This is a genomic window from Stenotrophomonas sp. Steno-Z1 (assembly GCF_056393175.1).
Genome location: NZ_JBWJPB010000007.1, coordinates 18,654 through 39,113 on the forward strand (window position 1 = coordinate 18,654; position 20,460 = coordinate 39,113).

The 20,460-nt window shown below is 69.3% G+C and carries 17 protein-coding genes; all 17 read left to right on the forward strand.

The window, feature by feature from the left end:
• Nucleotides 1-5 precede the first annotated feature (5 nt).
• The 17 genes from fliR (at nucleotide 6) to AC06FD_RS16210 (ending at nucleotide 20,008) form a co-directional block, all read left to right on the forward strand.
• Complete coding sequence (gene fliR, locus AC06FD_RS16130; protein ID WP_394163762.1) at nucleotides 6-797, forward strand: flagellar biosynthetic protein FliR; 792 nt, start codon at nucleotides 6-8, stop codon at nucleotides 795-797.
• 178 nt (nucleotides 798-975) lie between these two features.
• Nucleotides 976-3,108 carry a putative bifunctional diguanylate cyclase/phosphodiesterase gene (locus AC06FD_RS16135; protein ID WP_478078340.1) on the forward strand — a complete coding sequence of 711 codons (2,133 nt, stop codon included), beginning with the start codon at nucleotides 976-978 and terminating at the stop codon, nucleotides 3,106-3,108.
• Between the two features lie 108 nt (nucleotides 3,109-3,216).
• Nucleotides 3,217-4,347 carry a flagellar biosynthesis protein FlhB gene (gene flhB, locus AC06FD_RS16140; RefSeq protein ID WP_478078341.1) on the forward strand — a complete coding sequence of 377 codons (1,131 nt, stop codon included), beginning with the start codon at nucleotides 3,217-3,219 and terminating at the stop codon, nucleotides 4,345-4,347.
• A gap of 23 nt (nucleotides 4,348-4,370) precedes the next feature.
• Nucleotides 4,371-6,452, forward strand: coding sequence for a flagellar biosynthesis protein FlhA (gene flhA, locus AC06FD_RS16145; RefSeq protein ID WP_259203511.1), 2,082 nt, complete (start codon nucleotides 4,371-4,373; stop codon nucleotides 6,450-6,452).
• A gap of 153 nt (nucleotides 6,453-6,605) precedes the next feature.
• A complete protein-coding gene (flhF, locus tag AC06FD_RS16150; protein WP_478078342.1) occupies nucleotides 6,606-8,420 on the forward strand; it encodes a flagellar biosynthesis protein FlhF in 1,815 nt (604 codons plus the stop codon).
• Nucleotides 8,407-9,294, forward strand: a complete 888-nt coding sequence (locus AC06FD_RS16155) for a MinD/ParA family ATP-binding protein (RefSeq protein ID WP_259202527.1) — start codon at nucleotides 8,407-8,409, stop codon at nucleotides 9,292-9,294. Before flhF ends, AC06FD_RS16155 begins: the two co-directional genes overlap by 14 nt.
• Complete coding sequence (locus AC06FD_RS16160; RefSeq protein ID WP_259202525.1) at nucleotides 9,291-10,037, forward strand: RNA polymerase sigma factor FliA; 747 nt, start codon at nucleotides 9,291-9,293, stop codon at nucleotides 10,035-10,037. The genes AC06FD_RS16155 and AC06FD_RS16160 overlap by 4 nt, the downstream gene beginning before the upstream one ends.
• A gap of 16 nt (nucleotides 10,038-10,053) precedes the next feature.
• Nucleotides 10,054-10,446 carry a chemotaxis response regulator CheY gene (gene cheY / locus AC06FD_RS16165; RefSeq protein ID WP_256776952.1) on the forward strand — a complete coding sequence of 131 codons (393 nt, stop codon included), beginning with the start codon at nucleotides 10,054-10,056 and terminating at the stop codon, nucleotides 10,444-10,446.
• Nucleotides 10,446-11,060 (forward strand): protein phosphatase CheZ, encoded by a 615-nt coding sequence (locus tag AC06FD_RS16170; protein WP_259202522.1) that lies wholly within the window; start codon nucleotides 10,446-10,448, stop codon nucleotides 11,058-11,060. The genes cheY and AC06FD_RS16170 overlap by 1 nt, the downstream gene beginning before the upstream one ends.
• 4 nt (nucleotides 11,061-11,064) lie before the next feature.
• Nucleotides 11,065-12,900, forward strand: a complete 1,836-nt coding sequence (locus tag AC06FD_RS16175; RefSeq protein ID WP_478078343.1) for a chemotaxis protein CheA — start codon at nucleotides 11,065-11,067, stop codon at nucleotides 12,898-12,900.
• Nucleotides 12,901-12,989: 89 nt separating this feature from the next.
• Nucleotides 12,990-13,730 carry a flagellar motor protein gene (locus tag AC06FD_RS16180; protein ID WP_259202520.1) on the forward strand — a complete coding sequence of 247 codons (741 nt, stop codon included), beginning with the start codon at nucleotides 12,990-12,992 and terminating at the stop codon, nucleotides 13,728-13,730.
• Between the two features lies 1 nt (nucleotide 13,731).
• Complete coding sequence (gene motD / locus AC06FD_RS16185) at nucleotides 13,732-14,727, forward strand: flagellar motor protein MotD (protein WP_259202519.1); 996 nt, start codon at nucleotides 13,732-13,734, stop codon at nucleotides 14,725-14,727.
• Between the two features lie 5 nt (nucleotides 14,728-14,732).
• The gene (locus AC06FD_RS16190; RefSeq protein ID WP_478078344.1) at nucleotides 14,733-15,515 is read left to right on the forward strand and encodes a ParA family protein; all 783 of its coding nucleotides are present in this window, start codon (nucleotides 14,733-14,735) and stop codon (nucleotides 15,513-15,515) included.
• Nucleotides 15,516-15,901: 386 nt separating this feature from the next.
• Nucleotides 15,902-17,035: a chemotaxis protein CheW gene (locus tag AC06FD_RS16195; RefSeq protein WP_478078409.1), complete on the forward strand. Its 1,134-nt coding sequence runs from the start codon at nucleotides 15,902-15,904 to the stop codon at nucleotides 17,033-17,035.
• A gap of 271 nt (nucleotides 17,036-17,306) precedes the next feature.
• Complete coding sequence (locus AC06FD_RS16200) at nucleotides 17,307-17,615, forward strand: STAS domain-containing protein (protein WP_259202517.1); 309 nt, start codon at nucleotides 17,307-17,309, stop codon at nucleotides 17,613-17,615.
• Complete coding sequence (locus AC06FD_RS16205; protein ID WP_038688521.1) at nucleotides 17,612-17,977, forward strand: response regulator; 366 nt, start codon at nucleotides 17,612-17,614, stop codon at nucleotides 17,975-17,977. The genes AC06FD_RS16200 and AC06FD_RS16205 overlap by 4 nt, the downstream gene beginning before the upstream one ends.
• 51 nt (nucleotides 17,978-18,028) lie before the next feature.
• Nucleotides 18,029-20,008: a chemotaxis protein CheA gene (locus AC06FD_RS16210; protein WP_478078345.1), complete on the forward strand. Its 1,980-nt coding sequence runs from the start codon at nucleotides 18,029-18,031 to the stop codon at nucleotides 20,006-20,008.
• Nucleotides 20,009-20,460 lie beyond the last annotated feature (452 nt).

The window sequence follows — 20,460 nt, forward strand, 5'->3', positions numbered from 1 at the left end:
CCACGATGGATTCGGCCACCCAGATGGCGGCCGACGGCCTGCAGGCCTTCGGCATGATCGGCACCATCCTGTGGACCATGCTGCGCATCGGCGCGATGATCATGGCCATGCCACTGATCGGGACCCGCGCGGTGCCCTCGCGGGTACGCGTGGTCCTGGCCGGCGCGCTGGCCGTGGCGCTGTCGCCGATGCTGCCGCCGGTGCCGGCCTGGTCGGGCTTCGATGCGGCCACCGTGTTGAGCATTGCCCGCGAACTGGCCATCGGCGTGTCGATCGGCTTCCTGCTGCGACTGGTATTCGAGGCCGGCGCGATGGCCGGCGAGCTGGTCGCCCAGGGCACCGGCCTGGCCTTCGCGCAGATGAGCGACCCGCTGCGCGGCGGCAGTTCCGGCGTGATCGGACAGTGGTTCTACCTGCTGTTCGGCCTGCTGTTCTTCACCAGCAATGGCCACCTCGCGTTGATTTCGCTGCTGATGGACAGTTACAAGGCCGTGCCGATCGGCACCTCGCTGCCCGACATCAACGCGTTTCTGAGTGCCGCGCCGACGTTTGCCCTGCAGGTATTCCGTGGCGCGCTGGGGCTGGCGCTGCCGCTCACCGTGGCGATGCTGGCGATCAACCTGGCCTTCGGCGTGCTGGCACGCGCGGCGCCGGCGTTGAACCCGATCCAGCTCGGCCTGCCGGTGGCGTTGCTGCTGGGCCTGTTCCTGCTCACCGTGCTGGCCGGGGAAATGGGACCGCCGGTACAGCGCCTGTTCGATGCCGCCTTCCAGGCCGCCGACGGCGTGACCCATTGATTCACGCAGCCCTCACGAAATAATGCGTCGCGACACTTGCGATCCCCCCCATCGTTGGCGGTAGGCTGTCGCTACCGCCCGCGGTTGCCGGGCCGGGAGCCGCGCACGCCGGGGAAAGGCACGCGCGGCCTGCATGCCATAACGCCATTGCAGATATGCTGACCAAGGAGAGTCATCGATGCTCGACGGCAGCTACACACCGTGGTTGGTCGTGGTTTCGCTGCTGGTCGCCATGCTCGCCTCGTTCACGGCGCTGGACATGGCCAATCGCATCACCACCGCGCCCAGCACGCGGCTGAGCCTGGTGTGGCTGCTCGGCGGTGGCTGCGCGATGGGGCTGGGCATCTGGTCGATGCACTTCATCGGCATGCTCGCCTTCCGCCTGCCGATCCCCCTGGGCTACGACCTGGCTTGGACCGCGATCTCGCTGCTGGCCGCCCTGGCCTCCTCCATCTTCGCGTTGTGGCTGGTGTCGCGCCCCACCCTGCCGCACACCCGCCTGGCGCTGGGCGCGCTGCTGATGGGCAGCGGCATCGCCTCGATGCACTACCTGGGCATGGCGGCGATGCGCATGCAGCCGGGTATCGAGTACGACCCGGCGTGGCTGGCGGTTTCGCTGCTGATCGCCTTCGCCGCATCCTGGAGCGCGCTGTTCGTGGCCTTCCGCCTGCGCCTCAGCCAACGCCGCCTGCGCCACCGGCTGCTGCCGGCGGTGCTGCTGGGCTCGGCCATCGTGGGCATGCACTACACCGGCATGGCCGCCGCCCGCTTCCAGGCCGGCAGCATCTGCGGGGCGGCGGCGGGCGACGGGCTGCAGACCCAGTGGCTGGCGGCGATCGTGCTGGTGTTGACCACCGCCATCCTGGCCGTGGTGTTGATCGTGTCCTGGCTGGACCAGCGCATGCAGGCGCAGCTGCTGCGCATCCGCAACGACATCCTGCGCAGTTCGCTGGACGATGCGCAGCAGGAACTGACCCAGGCCGCCCTGCACGACCCGCTGACCCGCCTGCCCAACCGCCTGCTGCTGCAACAGCGCATCGAGAACGCCCTGGCCGAAGCGGAGCAGCGCGGCAGCCGGTTCGCGGTGATGTTCATGGACCTGGACGGCTTCAAGCAGGTCAACGACGCCTACGGCCACCAGACCGGCGATGCGCTGCTGGTGGCGGTCGCCGAGCGCACCCGGCACCTGCTGCGCCCGTCCGACGTGCTGGCCCGGTTGGGGGGCGACGAGTTCGTGCTGGTGGTGCGCATCGACAACGACGAGGACATCGCCACCCTGGCCAGCCGCATCCTGCAGGCGATCGGCGGCGGCCCGTTGCTGCCCGACCACGACCTGCAGGTCACCGCCAGCGTCGGCATCGCGATCTGCCCCGACCACGCCGCCAGCGAGCGCCAGTTGATGGCCTTCGCCGACGCGGCGATGTACCAGGCCAAGGAGGCCGGCCGCAACGCCTACGCGGTGTTCGCCGACTGGATGAACGACAGCGCCGAACAGCAGTTCCAGCTCCTGGCCGACCTGCGCCGCGCCATCGGCACCGAGCAGTTGTTCCTGCACTACCAGCCAAAGATCCGCGTCGCCGGCCAGGGCGTCAGCGGTGCCGAAGCGCTGATCCGCTGGCACCATCCGCAGCAGGGCCTGATTCCACCGGACCGCTTCATCCGCCTGGCCGAACGCAGCGGCGTGATCAACGAGATCGGCCGCTGGGCGCTGGACGAGGCCTGCCGCCAGCTGCGCCAGTGGCAGGACGCCGGGCATGACAGCTGGACGGTGTCGGTGAACCTCTCGCCGATCCAGTTCAGCTCCCCCCACCTGCTGCAGGAGGTGCGCCAGGTCCTGCAGACCCATCGCCTGGAGCCACGGCGGCTGGTGCTGGAGATCACCGAAAGCACGGTGATGCGCGACACCGATGCCAGCCTCAGGCTGTTGCAGGCGATGGCCAGCCTGGGCGTGGGCATCTCCATCGATGATTTCGGCACCGGCTATTCCAGCCTGCTGTACCTCAAGCGCCTGCCCGCCACCGAGATCAAGATCGACCACGCGTTCGTGCGCGACCTGGAAAACAGCTCCGAAGACGTGGTGATCATCTCGGCGATCGTCGCCCTGGGCCACGCGCTGGATATGGACATCGTGGCCGAAGGCGTGGAAACCGCCGGGCAGCGCGCCTACCTGGAGCGGCTGGGCTGCGACTACCTGCAGGGTTACCTGCTGGGCCGCCCGGTGGACGCACAGCGCTTCATGCAACTGCACGACCACCCGCGGCCGCGGGTGGAGGTGGCGGCCGGCTATACCGGCAGCGCCAGCCGCCGGTAGGGTCGCGCCCCGGCCGACCGCCGACCGCCGACCGCCGGCGAACGTCCGGCGCCCCGTCACGGAACGGTTCTTGCACCACCCTGGGTACCCCCCCGTGTCGTGCAGCCCATGTCCGAGAACGAACAAGCCGGCGAAAAAACCGAACAACCGACCGAAAAACGCCTGCGCGATGCCCGCGAGCAGGGCAACATCCCGCGCTCGCGGGAGTTGGCCACGGCGGCGGTGTTCGGCTCCGGCGTGCTGGCGTTGATGGCCTACTCGGGCAGCATCAGCAGCGGCGCCAAGGCCTGGATGACGCTGGCGCTCAGCCCCGAACCGGGCCTGCGCATGCATCCGCAGGCGCTGTTCGGGCACTTCGGCCAGCTGCTGCTGCAGCTGCTGCTGGCGATGTGGCCGCTGGTGCTCATCTGCCTGCTGGCCAGTTTCCTGGCGCCGGTGGTGATGGGCGGGTTGCGCTGGTCCAACAAGTCGCTGGTGCCCGATTTCACCCGGCTCAGCCCGATGGCCGGCATGAAGCGCCTGTACGGCCCGGAGGCGATCGCCGAATTCACCAAGTCGCTGCTGCGCATCGCCTTCGTCGGCACCGCCGCCGGGCTGGTGGTCTGGCACGGCATCCGGCCGCTGCGCGACCTGCTCAACCAGCCGCTGGAAGCGGCCATGGTGCATGGCCTGGGCTTCACCCTGAAGCTGATGCTGGCCACCGGCGGGGCAATGATGCTGCTGGCCGCCATCGATGCGCCGTACCAGCGCTGGAACTGGATGCGCAAGCTGAAGATGACCCGTGAAGAGCTGCGCCGGGAAATGAAGGAAAGCGAGGGCAGCCCCGAGGTGAAGGGCCGCATCCGCCAGCTGCAGCAGCAGCTGTCCAACCGCCGGATGATGGAAGCGGTGCCCACCGCCGACGTGGTGGTGGTCAACCCCACCCACTACGCGGTGGCCCTCAAGTACGAGGGCGGCAAGATGGGCGCCCCCACCGTGGTGGCCCTGGGCGTGGACGAAACCGCCCTGCGCATCCGTGAAGTGGCCGACGGCAACAAGGTCGCCATCGTCTCCGCCCCGCCTTTGGCACGCGCCTTGTATCGGGAAGGTCAACTTGGAAAGGAAATTCCCGTGAGACTGTATTCGGCCGTGGCCCAGGTTCTGTCCTACGTGTACCAGCTGCGCACCTGGCGCGGCGGGCCGATGCCGGCTGCGCCCAGCATCGATGTGGATGAGTTCGGCACGGGAGGCCGCCCGTGAGCGCCCAGCCCGCCGGTGCCGGCATGAACGCACGCAAGGCCCTGGACATGATCCGCAACGGCCTGGGCGCCCCGCTGATCGTGCTGGCGCTGCTGGCCATGGTGGTGGTGCCGCTGGCCGCCCCGGTGCTGGATGCGCTGTTCACCTTCAATATCGCCATCTCGCTGATGGTGCTGCTGGCGGTGGTGTACGTGAAGCGCCCGCTGGACTTCACCATCTTCCCGATCGTGCTGCTGATCACCACCATGCTGCGGCTGGCGCTGAACGTGGCCTCCACCCGCGTGATCCTGCTCAACGGCCAGAACGGCCACGAGGCGGCCGGCAAGGTGATCGCCGCGTTCGGCGAGTTCGTGATCGGCGGCAACTACGCCGTCGGTATCGTGGTGTTCGCGATCCTGACCATCATCAACTTCGTGGTCATCACCAAGGGTGCCGGGCGCGTGTCGGAAGTGACCGCCCGCTTCATCCTCGATGCCATGCCCGGCAAGCAGATGGCCATCGATGCCGACCTCAACGCCGGTTTGCTGACGCGTGAGGAGGCCAAGGCCCGGCGCGAAGAAGTGCGCGAGGAAGCGGACTTCTACGGTGCGATGGACGGTGCCAGCAAGTTCATCCGCGGCGACGCCATCGCCGGCATCCTGATCCTGTTCATCAACCTGCTGGGCGGCCTGGCCGTGGGCGTGCTCCAGCACGGCATGCCGTTCGGCGAAGCCGCCGCGACCTACACCCTGCTGTCCATCGGTGACGGCCTGGTGGCGCAGCTGCCCGCCCTGCTGGTGTCCTCGGCGGTGGCCATGCTGGTCACCCGCGCCTCGCGCTCGCAGGACATGGCCCAGGCCATGATGGGCCAGGTGTTCGGCCAGTACCGTGCGCTGACCATCGCCGCGGCGATCATGGGCGTGGTCGGCCTGGTCCCGGGCATGCCCAACGTCGCCTTCTTGACGCTGGCCGCCATCCTCGGCTTCGTGGCCTGGAAGGCCTGGAAGAAGAGCACCGCCGCAGAGCGCGTCGCCGAGACCCCGGCCGCCGGCCGCGGCGAAACCCTGGGCCTGCCCGGCGCGGCGCCCTCGCCCACCGCCGAGCTGACCTGGGACGAACTGCGCCCGGTCGACCCGCTGGGCCTGGAAGTGGGCTACCGGCTCATCCCGCTGGTGGACAAGAACCAGGGCGGCGAATTGATGGCGCGGATCAAGGGCGTGCGCCGCAAGCTCACCCACGACATCGGCTTCCTGATTCCCTCGGTGCACATCCGCGACAACCTGGAACTGCCGGCCAGCGGCTACCGCCTGCTGATCCACGGCGTGCCGGTGGCCACCGCCGACATCCACCCCGACCGCGAACTCGCGCTCGACCCGGGCAGCGCCCTGGGCACACTGGACGGCATCGCCGGCAAGGACCCCGCCTTCGGCCTGGACGCCACCTGGATCCAGCCGCACCAGCGCGCGCACGCCGAATCGATGGGCTACACCGTGGTCGACCCGGCTACGGTGGTGGCCACCCACCTGTCGCACCTGATCCGCGAACACGCCCCCGAGCTGCTCGGCCACGAAGAAGTGCAGCAGTTGCTGGCCAACCTGGCCAAGAGCGCGCCCAAGCTGGTCGAAGACCTCACGCCCAAGTCGCTGCCGCTGTCGGCGGTGGTGCGGGTGCTGCAGAACCTGCTGATCGAGCGCATTCCGATCCGCCAGCTGCGCAAGATCGTCGAGTCGCTGGTCGAGAACGCGCCCAACAGCCAGGACCCCTCGGTGCTGACCGCGGCGGTGCGCAACGCGCTGGGCCGTTTCATCGTGCAGGAGATCGCCGGGATGTCGGCGGAGCTGCCGGTGTTCACCCTCAACCCACAACTGGAACGCGTCTTGCAGGAGTCCACGCAGGGCAACGGCGCCGCGCTGGAACCCGGACTCGCCGAGCGACTGCATCAAAGCCTGGCCGAATGCGTCGGCAAGCAGGAAGCGAAGAACGAGCCGGCGGTCGTGCTGGTACCAGGCCCGGTGCGTGCCGCGCTGGCACGGCTGGTGCGCCACAGCGTCCCCTCGCTGTCGGTGCTGGCCTACAGCGAGGTACCCGAGGACAAACGGTTGAAGCTGGTCGGCACGATCAGCTGACGCCGGAACCCCGACGGTGATGCGCCAGAAAACAGACACACCCCCATTCGATATCAACGCAGCAGGACATAAAGGGAAACCCGGACCGTGCAGACCACCGACAACCAGCGCTTCCCTTCCACCACCCCGCCGCCCCAGTCCCGGTACCACAGCATGAAAATCAAACGCTTCGTCGCCTCCGATATGCGCTCGGCCATGAACCTGGTACGCAAGGAACACGGTCCTGATGCGGTGATCCTGTCCAACCGGCGGATCGAGGAAGGCGTGGAGATCGTGGCCGCGGCGAACTATGACGAAGGCGCCGTGCAGCGTGCCCTGGAAGCGGCCCGCAAGGATGTGGCGCCGGCGCCGGCACCGCGACCGCGCAATGCCGCCGATGCGGTGATCGCCGCGGTGACCCGCCGCAAGCCCGTCGCCGCCGCCGAGCCGGTGGCCGCCACCACCTCCGCCGTGGCCGCGCTGGCCCGCGCCGCGGTCGGCGCGACCGGTCGCACCCTGGATTCGGCCAACGAAATCGTGCCGCCGCGCGGCAGCACCGGCTTTGCCGCCACCCTGGCGCAGGCCGTCGCCCCGTCGCTGCGCGCTGCCGCACTGCCGGAGCAGATCTTCGCCCCGTTCAACGTCGAACAGGCCGCGGCCGCCTCCCCGGCGCCGGTGGAGACGCTGGCCGCGATCGTCGAGGCTGCACCGGTCGCCGCACCGGCACCGGCACCGATCAACCGCGCGCGCTTCATCATCGACCCGCCGCTGGACGACGAACCGCACTTCCAGATGCACGTGCCTGCGGCACAGGTGGCGATGCCGCCGCTGCCGGTGAGCGTCACCGTGCCGGCGATCCCGGCCCCGGCCCCGGCCATGGTCGCCGCACCGGCACCGGTGCAGGCCGCCGTGCCGGCCCCGATGGCATTCGAGCCGCGCCTGGACGCGCCGGCCATGGTCCAGGAACAGGTTGGCAGCGCGCCGGTCGCAACCGCGCCGGTGGCCCTGCCGGCCCCCGCCGAACCGGCCCAGGTCCAGGCCCAGCCGCTGCCCGCCGCCGAGCTGGTGGTGGTGCCGCGCGATGACGAAGAACTGCGCCAGCTGCGCCATGAAGTGGCCGGCATGCGCCAGGTGATCGAACGCGAGATGCACCGCTTCACCGACGAACGCCTGCGCGGCTCGCCGGTGCGTGCCGCCGCCCTGGACCTGATGGACGAATACGGCTTCGACGCCGGCATCAGCCGCGACGTGGCCATGCAGATCCCGCTGGACACCGAAGCTCACCGCGGCCGCGGGCTGATGCTCGGCCTGCTGTCCAAGAAGCTGCCGATCGCCCCGGTCGACCCGCTGGAATCGGGCGGCATCATCGCCCTGGTCGGCCCGACCGGCGCCGGCAAGACCACCACCATCGCCAAGCTGGCCTCGCGCTTCGCCGAGAAGCACGCCGCCCGCGACGTGGCCCTGGTCACCACCGACACCGGCCGCATCGGCGCCCGCGAGCAGCTCTACGGCTTTGGCCGCCAGCTCGGCATCGCGGTGCACGAGGCCAACAGCGGCAGCGACCTCAACCAGCTGCTGGAGCGCCTGCAGGACTACAAGCTGGTGCTGATCGACACCGCCGGGCTGGGCCCGCGCGACCGCGCCCTGGCTGCCCAGCTGCACTGGCTGCGCGCCGCCCAGCAGATCCGCACCCTGCTGGTGCTGCCGGCCAACACCAGCTTTGGCGACATGGACGAAGTGGTCCGCCGCTTCAGCGCCGCCAACCCGCAGGGCGTGGTGCTGAGCAAGCTGGACGAAACCGGCCGCTTCGGTACCGCCCTGTCGGTGGCCGTGGACCACCGCCTGCCGATCACCTGGGTCACCGATGGCCAGGACGTTCCCGAAGACCTGCACCGGGCCAGTGCGGCCAATCTTGTACTTCGCCTTGAAGATTTGCGCCGCGCGGCCGATATGCCCTGCAACCCGGAGTTGAACCATGCCGTCGCGTGAGTATGCCAAGCTGACCAAGACCTTCCCGCTGTCGGCCACCCGCAGCCAGCCGCTGGGCCCTGTGCGCACCATCGCCGTCACCGGCGGCAAGGGCGGCGTGGGCAAGACCAACGTGTCGGCCAACCTGGCCGTGGCGCTCGCCGACATGGGCAAGCGCACGCTGCTGCTGGACGCCGATCTCGGGCTGGCCAACATCGACGTGATCCTGGGCCTGCAGCCCAAGGTGACCCTGGCCGACCTGGTAGCCGGGCGCTGCACCCTGGAAGAAGTGATCCTCGAAGGCCCGGGCGGCGTGCTGGTGGTGCCGGCCGCGTCCGGCCGCCGCCACATGGCCGAGCTGCAGCCGGCCGAGCACGTGGGCCTGGTCAACGTGTTCTCCGAACTGGAGCGTGAGCTGGACTTCATGGTGGTGGACACCGCCGCCGGCATCACCGACGGCGTGCTGACCTTCTGCCAGGCCGCGCAGGACACCGTGGTAGTGGTCTGCGACGAGCCGGCCTCGATCACCGACGCCTACGCGCTGATCAAGGTGCTCTCGCGCGAGCGCGGCGTGGACCGTATCCAGGTGGTGGCCAACATGGTCCGCGACCCCAACGAAGGCCGCGTGCTCTACGAAAAGCTGACCCGGGTCTGCGAGAAGTTCCTCGCTGATGTCTCGCTCAACTACCTGGGCTGCGTGCCGCAGGACGACTGGCTGCGCCTGTCGGTGCAGCGCCAGCAGCCGGTGGTCAAGGCCTACCCGTCCAGCCCGGCCGCGCAGGCGATCACCGAGATCGCCCGCCGCACCGCCCGCTGGCAGGCACCGACCGAGCCGCGAGGCGGGGTCGAATTCTTCCTGGAACGCATCCTCAAGCAACGCGGGGTGACCGCATGAAAGGCGCCGCACAATACAAAGAGGTGCAACGCACGGCCGCCAACGAGTGCATCGCACAGCACTCCGACCTGGTCCGGCGGATCGCCCACCACCTGGCCGCCCGGTTGCCGGCGAGCGTGGAAGTGGATGACCTGATCCAGGCCGGCATGATGGGCCTGATCGAGGCCTCGCGCAGCTACGACGCCGACCAGGGCGCCTCGTTCGAAACCTATGCCTCGATCCGCATCCGCGGCTCGATGATCGACGAGATCCGCCGCGGCGACTGGGTGCCGCGTTCGGTGCACCGCCGCGCCCGCGACGCCGCCTCCACCATCCGCCGCCTGGAGCAGAGCACCGGCCGTGCCGCCAGCGCCACCGAAGTGGCCGCGGCGATGGACATGCCCCTGCCGGACTACCTGCGGCTGATGGAAGACGCCGCGCGCGGCCAGGTGCTGAGCCTGGAGTCGCGGATCGAAGACCAGGGCGAGCTGGATACCGTCGCCCAGGGTGGTCCGACCCCGCAGCAGGTGCTTGAGCGCGGCGAATTCGGCCGCGAGCTGGGCAATGCGATCGGGCTGCTCCCCGAGCGCGAGCAGCTGGTGCTGTCGCTGTACTACGAGCAGGAACTGAATCTGAAGGAGATCGGCGCGGTACTCGGTGTCAGCGAGTCGCGCGTCTGCCAGATCCACGGCCAGGCGGTCCTGCGCCTGCGTGGCCGACTGAAGATCTTCGAGGCGGCCGACGCCGGCCTCGAGAACCATTGATACCGAGGAAAGTGCTTTGAACAAGAACATGCGTATCCTGATCGTCGACGATTTCTCGACCATGCGTCGTATCGTCAAGAACCTGCTGGGCGATCTGGGCTTCACCAATACGGCCGAAGCCGAGGACGGGCATGCCGCGCTGTCTCTGTTGCAGAGCCAGTCGTTCGATTTCGTGGTCACCGACTGGAACATGCCGGTGATGACCGGGATCGACCTGCTCAAGGCGATCCGCGCCGACGCCAAGCTGAAGACGTTGCCGGTGCTGATGGTGACCGCCGAAGCCAAGCGCGAGCAGATCATCGAAGCGGCCCAGTCCGGCGTCAACGGCTACATCATCAAGCCGTTCACCGCCCAGACCCTGGAAGAAAAGCTCGGCAAGATCTTCGAACGCCTGGCGGCGAGCGCCTGATGGAAACCCTCCGCGACAAATCGGCGCTGGTGCAGCGCCTGCAGGATGCCCTGGCCGCGCTGGAAAGCGGCGACGAAGCCGGCTGGCGGCGGGAAATCGACGCGCTGGCCGCGTTGCGTACCCAGCCGATGATGGCCGGGCTGAACCGGCTCGCCCGCGAGTTGGGCCAGGCGTTGGGCGAACTGCCCAGCCTGCCCAGCGAGGCCGGCGAACTGGACGATGCCTGCGCACGCCTGGACCACGTGGTGGCGATGACCGAGCAGGCCACCCACCGCACCCTGGACCTGGCCGAGGAATGCCGCACGCTCACCGAGCAGCTGCGCGCCAATGGCTTGACGGCCGACCAGGACCAGCAGCTGGACCGGATCCGCCACAACCTCACCGAGATCGCGCTCACCCAGAGCTACCAGGACCTGACCGGGCAGATCATCCGCCGCGTGGTGGGCATCGTGCGCCGCGTGCACGAGGGCTTCGGCGCGCTCGGCCTGCCGCCGCAGGACGACAGCGCGCACAAGCGCGACAACGGCCTGGCCGGCCCGGCCGTGAACGGTCTGGATCGCCACCAGGTGTCACAGGTCGACGCTGACGACCTGCTTTCCGATTTGGGGCTGTAACACCATGAGCGCTGTTCCAGACGATATTGCCGCCGATTTCATCCTCGAGGCCCAGGAAATCCTGGATCGCCTCGGCGAACAGCTGGTGTCGCTGGAGCAGTCGCCCCAGGACAGCGACCAGCTCAACGCGGTGTTCCGCGGCTTCCACACCCTCAAGGGCGGTGCCGGGTTCCTCGGCATCCAGGCGATGGTCGAACTGTGCCACGCCGCCGAGGAAACCCTGGGCATGGCGCGGTCGGGCAAGGCGGTGCTGCAGGCCCATCACTTCGATGCGGCCCAGCAATCGCTGGACTACCTGCAGTCGATGCTCGATTCGGTCTCGGCCGGCACCGAGCCCGGCTATGCCCCGCCGGAGCTGATCGCGCAGTTCGACGTCAACGGGCCGGCCACGCCGGCGCCGGTGGCCGCCGCTGCGGCGGCACCGACCAGCGGCGAGTTGATCACCGACGACGAGTTCGAGGCTTTGCTCGACACGTTGCACGGTGGCGCCGCGCCCACCGCCGTGGCGCCGGCGAACAAGGCCAATGACGGCCTGATCGGCGAAGACGAATTCGAGGCCCTGCTGGACCAGCTGCACGGCGGCGCCGCCCCGGGCGCCAAGGCCGTGGCCGCCGCACCGACCCCGCGCGCACCCGCCGCCGCCCCGGCCCTGCCGGCCAAGCCGGCGGCCAACAAGCCGGTGGCCGAAGCCGAGCACACCGTGCGCGTGGACACCAAGCGCCTGGACGCCATCGTCAACCTGATCGGCGAACTGGTGCTCTCGCGCAACCGCCTCAAGACCCTGCGCGCGCGCCTGCACGACGAAGAACTCGACCGCGCCGTGTCCACCCTGGACATCGCCACCGCGCGCCTGCAGTCGGCGGTGATGCGCACCCGCATGCAACCGGTGGGCAAGGTGTTCTCGCGCTTCCCGAAGGTCGCCCGCGACGTCGCCCGCAACCTGAAGAAGGAAGTCGAGCTGGAGCTGGTCGGCGCGGAAACCGAACTGGACCGCAACCTGGTCGAAGCGCTCGCCGACCCGCTGGTGCACCTGGTCCGCAACGCCATCGACCATGGCATCGAGACCCCGGAGCTGCGCGAAGCCCAGGGCAAGCTGCGCAGCGGCCACGTGCGCCTGTCGGCGCAGCAGGAAGGCGACTACGTCAGCATCGAAGTGCAGGATGACGGCGCCGGCATCGATCCGGAACGGCTGCGCCAGAAGGCGCGCGAGAAGGGCCTGATCGATCCCGAAGCCGCTGCCCGCCTGAGCAGCGAGGAATGCCTGCACCTGGTGTTCCTGCCCGGCTTCTCGACCAAGCAGGAAGTGACCGATATTTCCGGCCGTGGCGTCGGCATGGACGTGGTGCAGTCGCGCATCCGCGAACTCAGCGGCCAGATCCAGATCCAATCCGAACTGGGCCGCGGCAGCCGCTTCATGATCCGCGTCCCGCTCACCCTGGCCATCCTGCCCACCCTGCTGGTGCAGGCCGGCGAGGACGTCTACGCCCTGCCACTGGCGCGCGTGATGGAAGTGCTGCACGCGCCCAATACCTCGCTGGGCTGGTTCGACGGCCGCGCCGTGCTGGACCGCAAGTCGCACACCCTGCCGCTGGTGGACCTGCGCCATTGGCTGGCGGTGGAGCCGGCCGCCTCGCCGCTGCTCACCATCGTGGTGCTGCAGGCCGGCGAAGCGCGCTTCGGGCTGGTGGTGGACCAGGTCCGCGGCCGCGAGGAAGTGGTGATCAAGCCACTGCCCAAGGCCCTGCGCGGGCTGCGCGGCTATGCCGGCGCGACCCTGATCGGCGACGGACGGATGTCGCTGATCCTGGACGTGGACGGGCTGCGCACCCCGCACGATTGACCGCCCTGCCCCCTGCAAAAGTGTGACCGCTGCAACACCTGCCGCCGTCGGTGTCTCAAGTCCCATTCACACAAGCCGATAACGGACCCATGGACAGACTCAGCCTCATTGGACTTTTCCTCGCCCTGGCCTCGCTGGTCGGCGGCAGCATCCTCAAGGGGGCCGGCCTGGCGTCGCTGTGGTCGCCGGCGGCATTCGTGATCGTGATCGTGGGCACCATCGCCTCGATCCTGCTGCACACCTCGCCGGCGGTGTTCAAGCACGCCTTCAAGATCGTGCGCTGGGTGATCCTGCCGCCGAGCAGCGACCGCCATGAGCTGATCCGGCAGATCGTCGACTGGAGCAACATCGCCCGTCGCCAGGGCCTGCTGGGCCTGGAAGCGCAGGTGGACGCGCAGAGCGACCCGTTCCTTCGCAAGGGCCTGCAGTTGCTGGTGGACGGCGTCGAGCCGGAAACCATCCGGCACATGATGGAAATCGAACTGAGCAGCCAGGAGCACCAGGACCTGGCCGCGTCCAAGGTGTTCGAGGGCATGGGCATCTACGCCCCGACCCTGGGCATCATCGGCGCCGTGCTCGGCCTGATCGCGGTGATGAAGAACCTCGCCGACCCGAGCAAGCTCGGCCACGGCATCGCCGCCGCCTTCACTGCCACCATCTACGGCATCGCCTCGGCCAACCTGCTGTTCCTGCCGGTGTCGGCCAAGCTCAAGAGCGTGATCCACCACAACAGCCGCGACCGCGAAATGATCATCGAAGGGTTGATCTCCATCGCCCAGGGCGAGAACCCGCGCAACATCGAAACCAACCTGTCCGGATTCCTGCACTGACATGGCCCGCCGCAAGCACCACGAAGAGCATGCCAACCATGAGGCCTGGGCGATCCCCTATGCAGACCTCATGACGCTGCTGCTCGCCTTCTTCGTGGTGATGTACGCCATCTCCTCGCTCAACGAGGGCAAGTACCGGGTCATGGCCGATGCGCTGACCACCGCCTTCGGCGGCGCGCCGCGCACCATCAACCCGGTGCAGGTGGGCAACCAGCAGGTGCAGGGCGGCGGCTGGGACAGCCCGTCGGTGATCAAGGCCGGCAACCGCGTCGGCCCCTCCGCGCCCTCGCCCTCCAACGACCCCACCCTGCTGCCGGCGATGGCCTCGCAGATGCGCATGCCGGTCTCGGTGCGCAACCAGGAACAGCTGCAGCGTGCCGAGCGCCAGCTCAACACCATCGCCGACAAGCTCACCGCCACGCTGGCCCCGCTGATCGAGCGCGGCATGATCACCGTGCGCCGCACCGAGCTGTGGATCGAGGTGGAGATCAACAGCGACATCCTGTTCCCGACCGGCTCGGCCACGCTGGACGTGCACGCGCGCGACACGCTCTCCACGCTGGCCCAGGTCCTGCGCGATGCGCCCAACGGCGTGCGCGTGGAAGGCCACACCGACAACGTCCCGATCGCCACCTCGCTGTTCCCCTCCAACTGGGAACTCTCGGCCGGGCGCGCGGCCAGCGTGGTGCACCTGTTCGCCGACCAGGGCCTGCAGCCGGCGCGGCTGGCCATGGTGGGTTACGGCCAGTTCCGCCCGCGCGAGGACAACGCGACCGCCGAAGGGCGCAACCGCAACCGCCGCGTCATGGTCATCATCCTGGCCGACACCACGCGCGGCGCAGACCCGATCGGGCCGCAGCTCAGCGCGCAGACCGACGCGCCGCCAACCGCCAGGCCGACCACCCCCTCCGTACCCCCCCTCGCCCCGGTGCAGTTGCCACCGGTGCCGGCCGGCAGCCGCGTTGGCGCCGCCGTTCCCCCTGCAATGAAGGAGTGAACCGAATGCGCATCTGGGCAATCGCCAATCAGAAGGGCGGCGTGGGCAAGACCACCACCACCCTGGCCCTGGGCCGTGGCCTGGCCACGCTCGGCCACCGCGTGCTGTTGATCGACCTCGATCCGCACTCTTCGTTGACCCGCGCCTTCGGCGTGCCGCTGGACCCGCCGCCGCAGGGCGTGCTGGAACTGTTCGGCGCACCGCCGGCCGAGCTGGGCACCCTCGGCCATCGCAGCGACATCCCGGGCCTGGACTACGTCTGCGCGCAAGCCGCGCTGGCCACCTTGGAGCGACGCAGCGCCAACCAGCCCGGCCTGGGCCTGGCCCTGCAGAACGCCCTGGCCCGCCACCGTGGGCAACACGATTACATCCTGCTCGATTGCGCGCCCACCCTGGGGCTGCTGATGATCAACGCGCTGGCCGCGGCCGACCGCCTGATCATCCCCACCCAGGCCGAGCCGCTGGCATTGCACGGCCTCGATGGCATGGTCCGGACCGGTGAAATGGTCGAGCGTTCGCGCCGCCGTCCCCTGCCGATGTCGATCCTGCCGACCCTGTTCGATCGCCGCACCCGCGCCGGCAACGAGACGGTCAAGCTGATGCAGGACAAGCACGGCCAGCGCGTGTGGGAAGACGCGATCCCGGTGGACACCCGCATCTGCAACGCGGCCAGCCTGACCGTGCCGCCGCAGTCGGAGGACTACCCCGGTCGCGGCCTGGCCGCGTACCGGCGTGCGCTGGAATGGATCCTGGCCGACGACGCGCTGCAGATGGAGCGCGCGGCATGAACACCACCGGCGTGCTCGACGACTACCTGGAGCAGCTGCTCGGCGATGCTGTGCCCGCCGCGCCCGCTCGGGAGGAACTGTCCGTCGCCCCGGCGGCGGCGGTGGCCGCCCAGGACGGCGCTGAAGCAGCCGGTGTCGCCCTGGCGATCAGTGCCGAATTTGCCGGGTCGGCTGCCGGCGACGTCGAGGCTGCGCCTGCGCCGGACGCGGCCGTTGCGGTCGGCCACGACACCCCGACCTCACCGGGCGCGCCGGCCCATCTGGCGCTGCTCGACGAGCTGATGAACGATCCGGCCCTGGGTCCTCCGGTCGACAGCCTCGCGGCCTCGCACGACACGCCGACCTCGCCCGGCAGCCCCGCCAACCTCGCGCTGCTCGACGAACTGATGAACGACCCCGCGCTGGGCCCGCCGGTCGAGAGCATCGCGACCGCGCACGACACGCCGACGTCGCCCGGCTCCCCGGCCAACCTCGCGCTGCTCGACGAACTGATGAACGACCCCGCGCTGGGCCCGCCGGTCGAGAGCATCGCAACCCCGCACGAAACACCGACCTCGCCCGGCAGCCCCGCCAACCTCGCACTGCTCGACGAACTGATGAACGACCCCGCGCTCGGCCCGCCGGTCGAGAGCGTCGCGACCGCGCACGACACGCCGACGTCGCCCGGCTCCCCGGCCAACCTCGCGCTGCTCGACGAACTGATGAACGACCCCGCGCTCGGCCCACCGGTCGATAACCGCGCGTCCGCTCACGAAACCCCCACCTCGCCCGGTAGAGCCGAGCCACGCTCGGCTGCTCCTGCCGCTGCCGAGGCCGGCCGCCCCAGCTGGGACGATCTGCCTGACGAGGTGCTGCACGACAGCGCACCGCCCAAGGCCGCCGCACCGGCGCCGGCACCGATCTCCCCGGCTCCCGTTGCCCCCGCTCCCGCCCCGCTGCCTGCCGCCCGCCCCATGCCGACGACGATGCCCCTGTCCGCGCCCAGCGCCCGTGCCGCCGCCCCCGCCCCGGCCCACACCCGCCCGGGCAGCTGGCAGGAACTGCAGGCGCAGGCGCAGAACCCGGCCTCCAGCCCGCGCGAGAGCCGCCGTGCCAGCGAACGCACCTCGCGCTGGTTGCGCCTGCGCTGCGGCGCCCAGGCCTATGCGCTGGAACTGCTGAAGGTGCAGGAAGTAGTGCTGCCGGTACCCCTGCTGCCGCTGCGCGGCACCGCCTCGGCGATGCTGGGCATCATGAACCTGCGCGGCCAGGTGGTGCCGGTCATGGACCTGGGCATCCATCTCGGCGCCGGCCCGGCCCAGGACGACGCCAACACCCGCATCGTGGTGCTGGAGGAAGATGGCGAAACCATGGGCCTGCGCGTGTCGGCGGTGGAGGACGTCGCCAACCTCACCGACTCGCAGATCGAACCGCCCGATACCGCGCGCATCTGCCAGATTTCCAACGACCTGTTCCGCGGCGTGGCGCGGGTCACCGCACAGCCGATGATCCTGCTCGATGCGACCCAGCTGTTGAATTGACCGCCACCTGCGGGGCAGCCCCACAGGGCCTGGCTCCACCTCGGCACCCGTTCCCCGGTAGCGCCACGCCATGCGTGGCTGCTCTCCGCCCCGGCGCCAGCATCGCCCGATGGCGCCCGGACGGCTCCGTTGCGCTGCCGCGCCAGCCCCCCCCCAAGGGCTCGCTCTACCGGGCGGTTTCCCCTAACGGTGAAGATCCCTTGGCCCGTCCCCCTAAAGCTTCCCCGCTTTGGGCCGTTATAAACCTCGGAACCGTTTGTCCGGAGCAACGATGAGCACTGTGGCCCTGGGTGGTGATCTCGGTATCGAGACCAGCACCGAGCTGAAAACCCGCCTGGCCCCTTTGGTGGACCAGGCCGGCGAACTGACGCTGGATGCCAGCGAAGTGAGCCGTATCCATACCGCAGCAATGCAGGTCCTGTGCGCATTCGTCGACGCCCGCCGCCAGGCAGGCTACCCGACCGGATTCGACGGTTGCACTGCAACCTTCCGTGATGCCGCGCGATTGCTCGGCGTCACCCAGGCCCTCGGCCTGGACGCAACCCATGACAACCTGAAATCTGTGGAGAACGCTGCATGAGCGCACGTATCTTGGTGGTGGACGATTCGGCGTCGATGCGCCAGATGGTCTCTTTCGCCCTCACCTCGGCCGGCTTTTCCGTCGAAGAAGCCGAGGACGGCGCCGTCGCGCTGGGCCGGGCCAAGGGCCAGCGCTTCAACGCGGTGGTGACCGACGTCAACATGCCCAACATGGACGGCATCTCGCTGATCCGCGAGCTGCGCCAGCTGCCGGACTACAAGTTCACCCCGATGCTGATGCTCACCACCGAATCGGCGGCCGACAAGAAGTCCGAAGGCAAGGCCGCCGGTGCCACCGGCTGGCTGGTCAAGCCGTTCAATCCCGAACAGCTCGTGGCCACCGTGCAGAAAGTCCTGGGCTGAGCCCAGCGCCGCTTCGCCCCTCCCTCCCTTCGCAACCGGACCCCACGCACCATGAGCATGGATCTGCAACGTTTCCACGCCACGTTCTTCGAAGAAAGCCGCGAGGGGCTGGATGCCATGGAGGCTGGCCTGCTGGCGCTCGAATCGGGCCAGCAGGACCCGGAAATCATCAATTCGGTGTTCCGCGCCGCGCACTCCATCAAGGGCGGCGCCGGCACCTTCGGCTTCGATGCGATCGCCGCGCTCACCCACGTGCTGGAGACGCTGCTGGACGAACTGCGCGCCGCCAAGCGCGCCCTGGAAGCCAACGCGGTGGATGCCATGCTGTCCTCGGTGGACGTGCTGCGCGCCCTGCTGCGCGAGGCCGAACACGGCCAGCCCGCCGACCCGCAGGCGGTGGCCGCGATCAAGGCACGGCTGGAAGCGGTGCTGTCCGGCCAGGCCGCTGCCAGCGCCCCGGTCGCCGCCGCCAAGGTCGATGACACCCCGGAAGCGTGGCAGATCGGCTTCGTGCCGTCGCCGTCGCTGTTCATGAGCGGCAACGACCCCCTGCGCATCATCCGCGAGCTGGAACACCTCGGTTCGCTGCAGGTCGCCGCGCGCATGGAGCGCCTGCCCGGCTTCGACCAGCTCGACCCGCTGGAAGCGCACCTGGCGTGGGACCTCGGCCTGGTCGGCAAGGTGCCGCGCAGCAAGATCGAAGACACCTTCGCCTGGGTCGTGGACGACTGCGAGCTGGACATCCGTCCGGCCGCCCCGCCGAGCCTGGCCACCAGCGCCCCGGCTGCCCCCGCAGCAGTGGCGCCTGCTGCCGCTGCTGCCGCACCTGCGGCCGGCGCGCCGGCTGCCGCCGCGCACGAAGCGGAAACCTCCATCCGCGTCGCCGTGGAAAAGGTCGATGCGCTGATCAACCTGGTCGGCGAACTGGTCATCACCCAGGCCATGCTCAAGCAGGTCTCGCATGCCCTCGACCCGGTCCATGCCGAGCAGCTGTTCGCCGGCCTGGACCTGCTCGAACGCAACACCCGCGACCTGCAGGAAGCGGTGATCGGCGTGCGCATGCTGCCGGTGGATGCGGTGTTCCGCCGCTTCCCGCGCCTGGTCCGCGATCTCTCCTCACGGCTCGGCAAGCAGGTCCGCCTGCGCACCATCGGCGAAGGCACCGAGCTGGACAAGGGCCTGATCGAAAAGATCGCCGACCCGCTGGTCCACCTGGTCCGCAACTCGATCGACCACGGCCTGGAAATGCCCGACATCCGTCGCGATGCCGGCAAGGACGAGACCGGCACCATCACCCTGGCGGCCTCGCACCAAGGCGGCCACATCGTGATCGAAGTCAGCGACGACGGCCGCGGCCTGAACCGCGACAAGATCCTGTCCAAGGCGCTCGAACGTGGCTTGAGCGTGCCCGACAACCCCACCGACGCGCAGGTCTGGGACCTGATCTTCCAGCCCGGCTTCTCCACCGCCGATGCGGTCACCGACCTGTCCGGGCGTGGCGTGGGCATGGACGTGGTCCGCCGCAACATCCAGGCGCTGGGCGGCGAAGTGCAGCTGGAGAGCAAGGCCGGCAACGGCACCCGCGTGCTGATCCGCCTGCCGCTCACCCTGGCCATCCTCGACGGCATGACCGTGGCCGTGGCCGGCGAAACGGTGATCCTGCCGCTGGCCTACGTGCTCGAAGCACTGCAGCCGCAGCCGGAAGACGTGCGCACCATGGCCGGCGAAGGCCGCGTCCTGCGCGTGCGTGGCGAGTACCTGCCGATCCTCTCGCTGAGCGAGTACTACGGGTTTGGCGGGCGCACCAAGGACGATTCGCTGGTGGTGGTGGTCGAAGGCGATGGCCAGAAGATCGCACTGGAAGTGGACGAACTGGTCGGCCAGCAGCAGGTCGTGGTCAAGAACATCGAGAACAACTACCGCCGCATCAGCGGTGTGTCCGGCGCCACCATCCTCGGCGATGGCCGGGTCTCGCTGATCGTGGACATCGGCGGGCTGGTGCGGTCGCTGCGGGTGCCGCAGGCGGCGTGATCTTTCGCATTCGCGAAAGATCCCCACGGTTTGCGCTGCAAACCGCGGGCCCCGGCTCACCCGCACCCAACACCCCCCGCCTGTCGGCGCGCCCCCGCTACTAGCGGGGGCTCCTCGTGTTTGGGTTCCGTGCCTTGCGTGGGCCGGCTCTTCGCGGTCTTTCGTGCGCCGACACGCCGGGTGGTTGCGGCGCTGCGTGCTGCCGCCTCGCCTTCGGCAGACCCGGGCCTGCGATCAACGGCGCGGCGCTGCGCTGCGCGTGCGGGGTCCGCGCCTTTTTTGAAACTGTGACTTCGAACTTGGCCGATACGCGGGCGTACTGACCCGTCTCTCGGGCGACGCACGCGGGAGCCTTGCCATTGCTTGCTCTTGCAACCAATGCGGTGTGCCCTGCGCTGCGTCGTTTTCAAAAAAAATGTGACATCGAGCACTCAAGTTGCGACGGGGCAGCG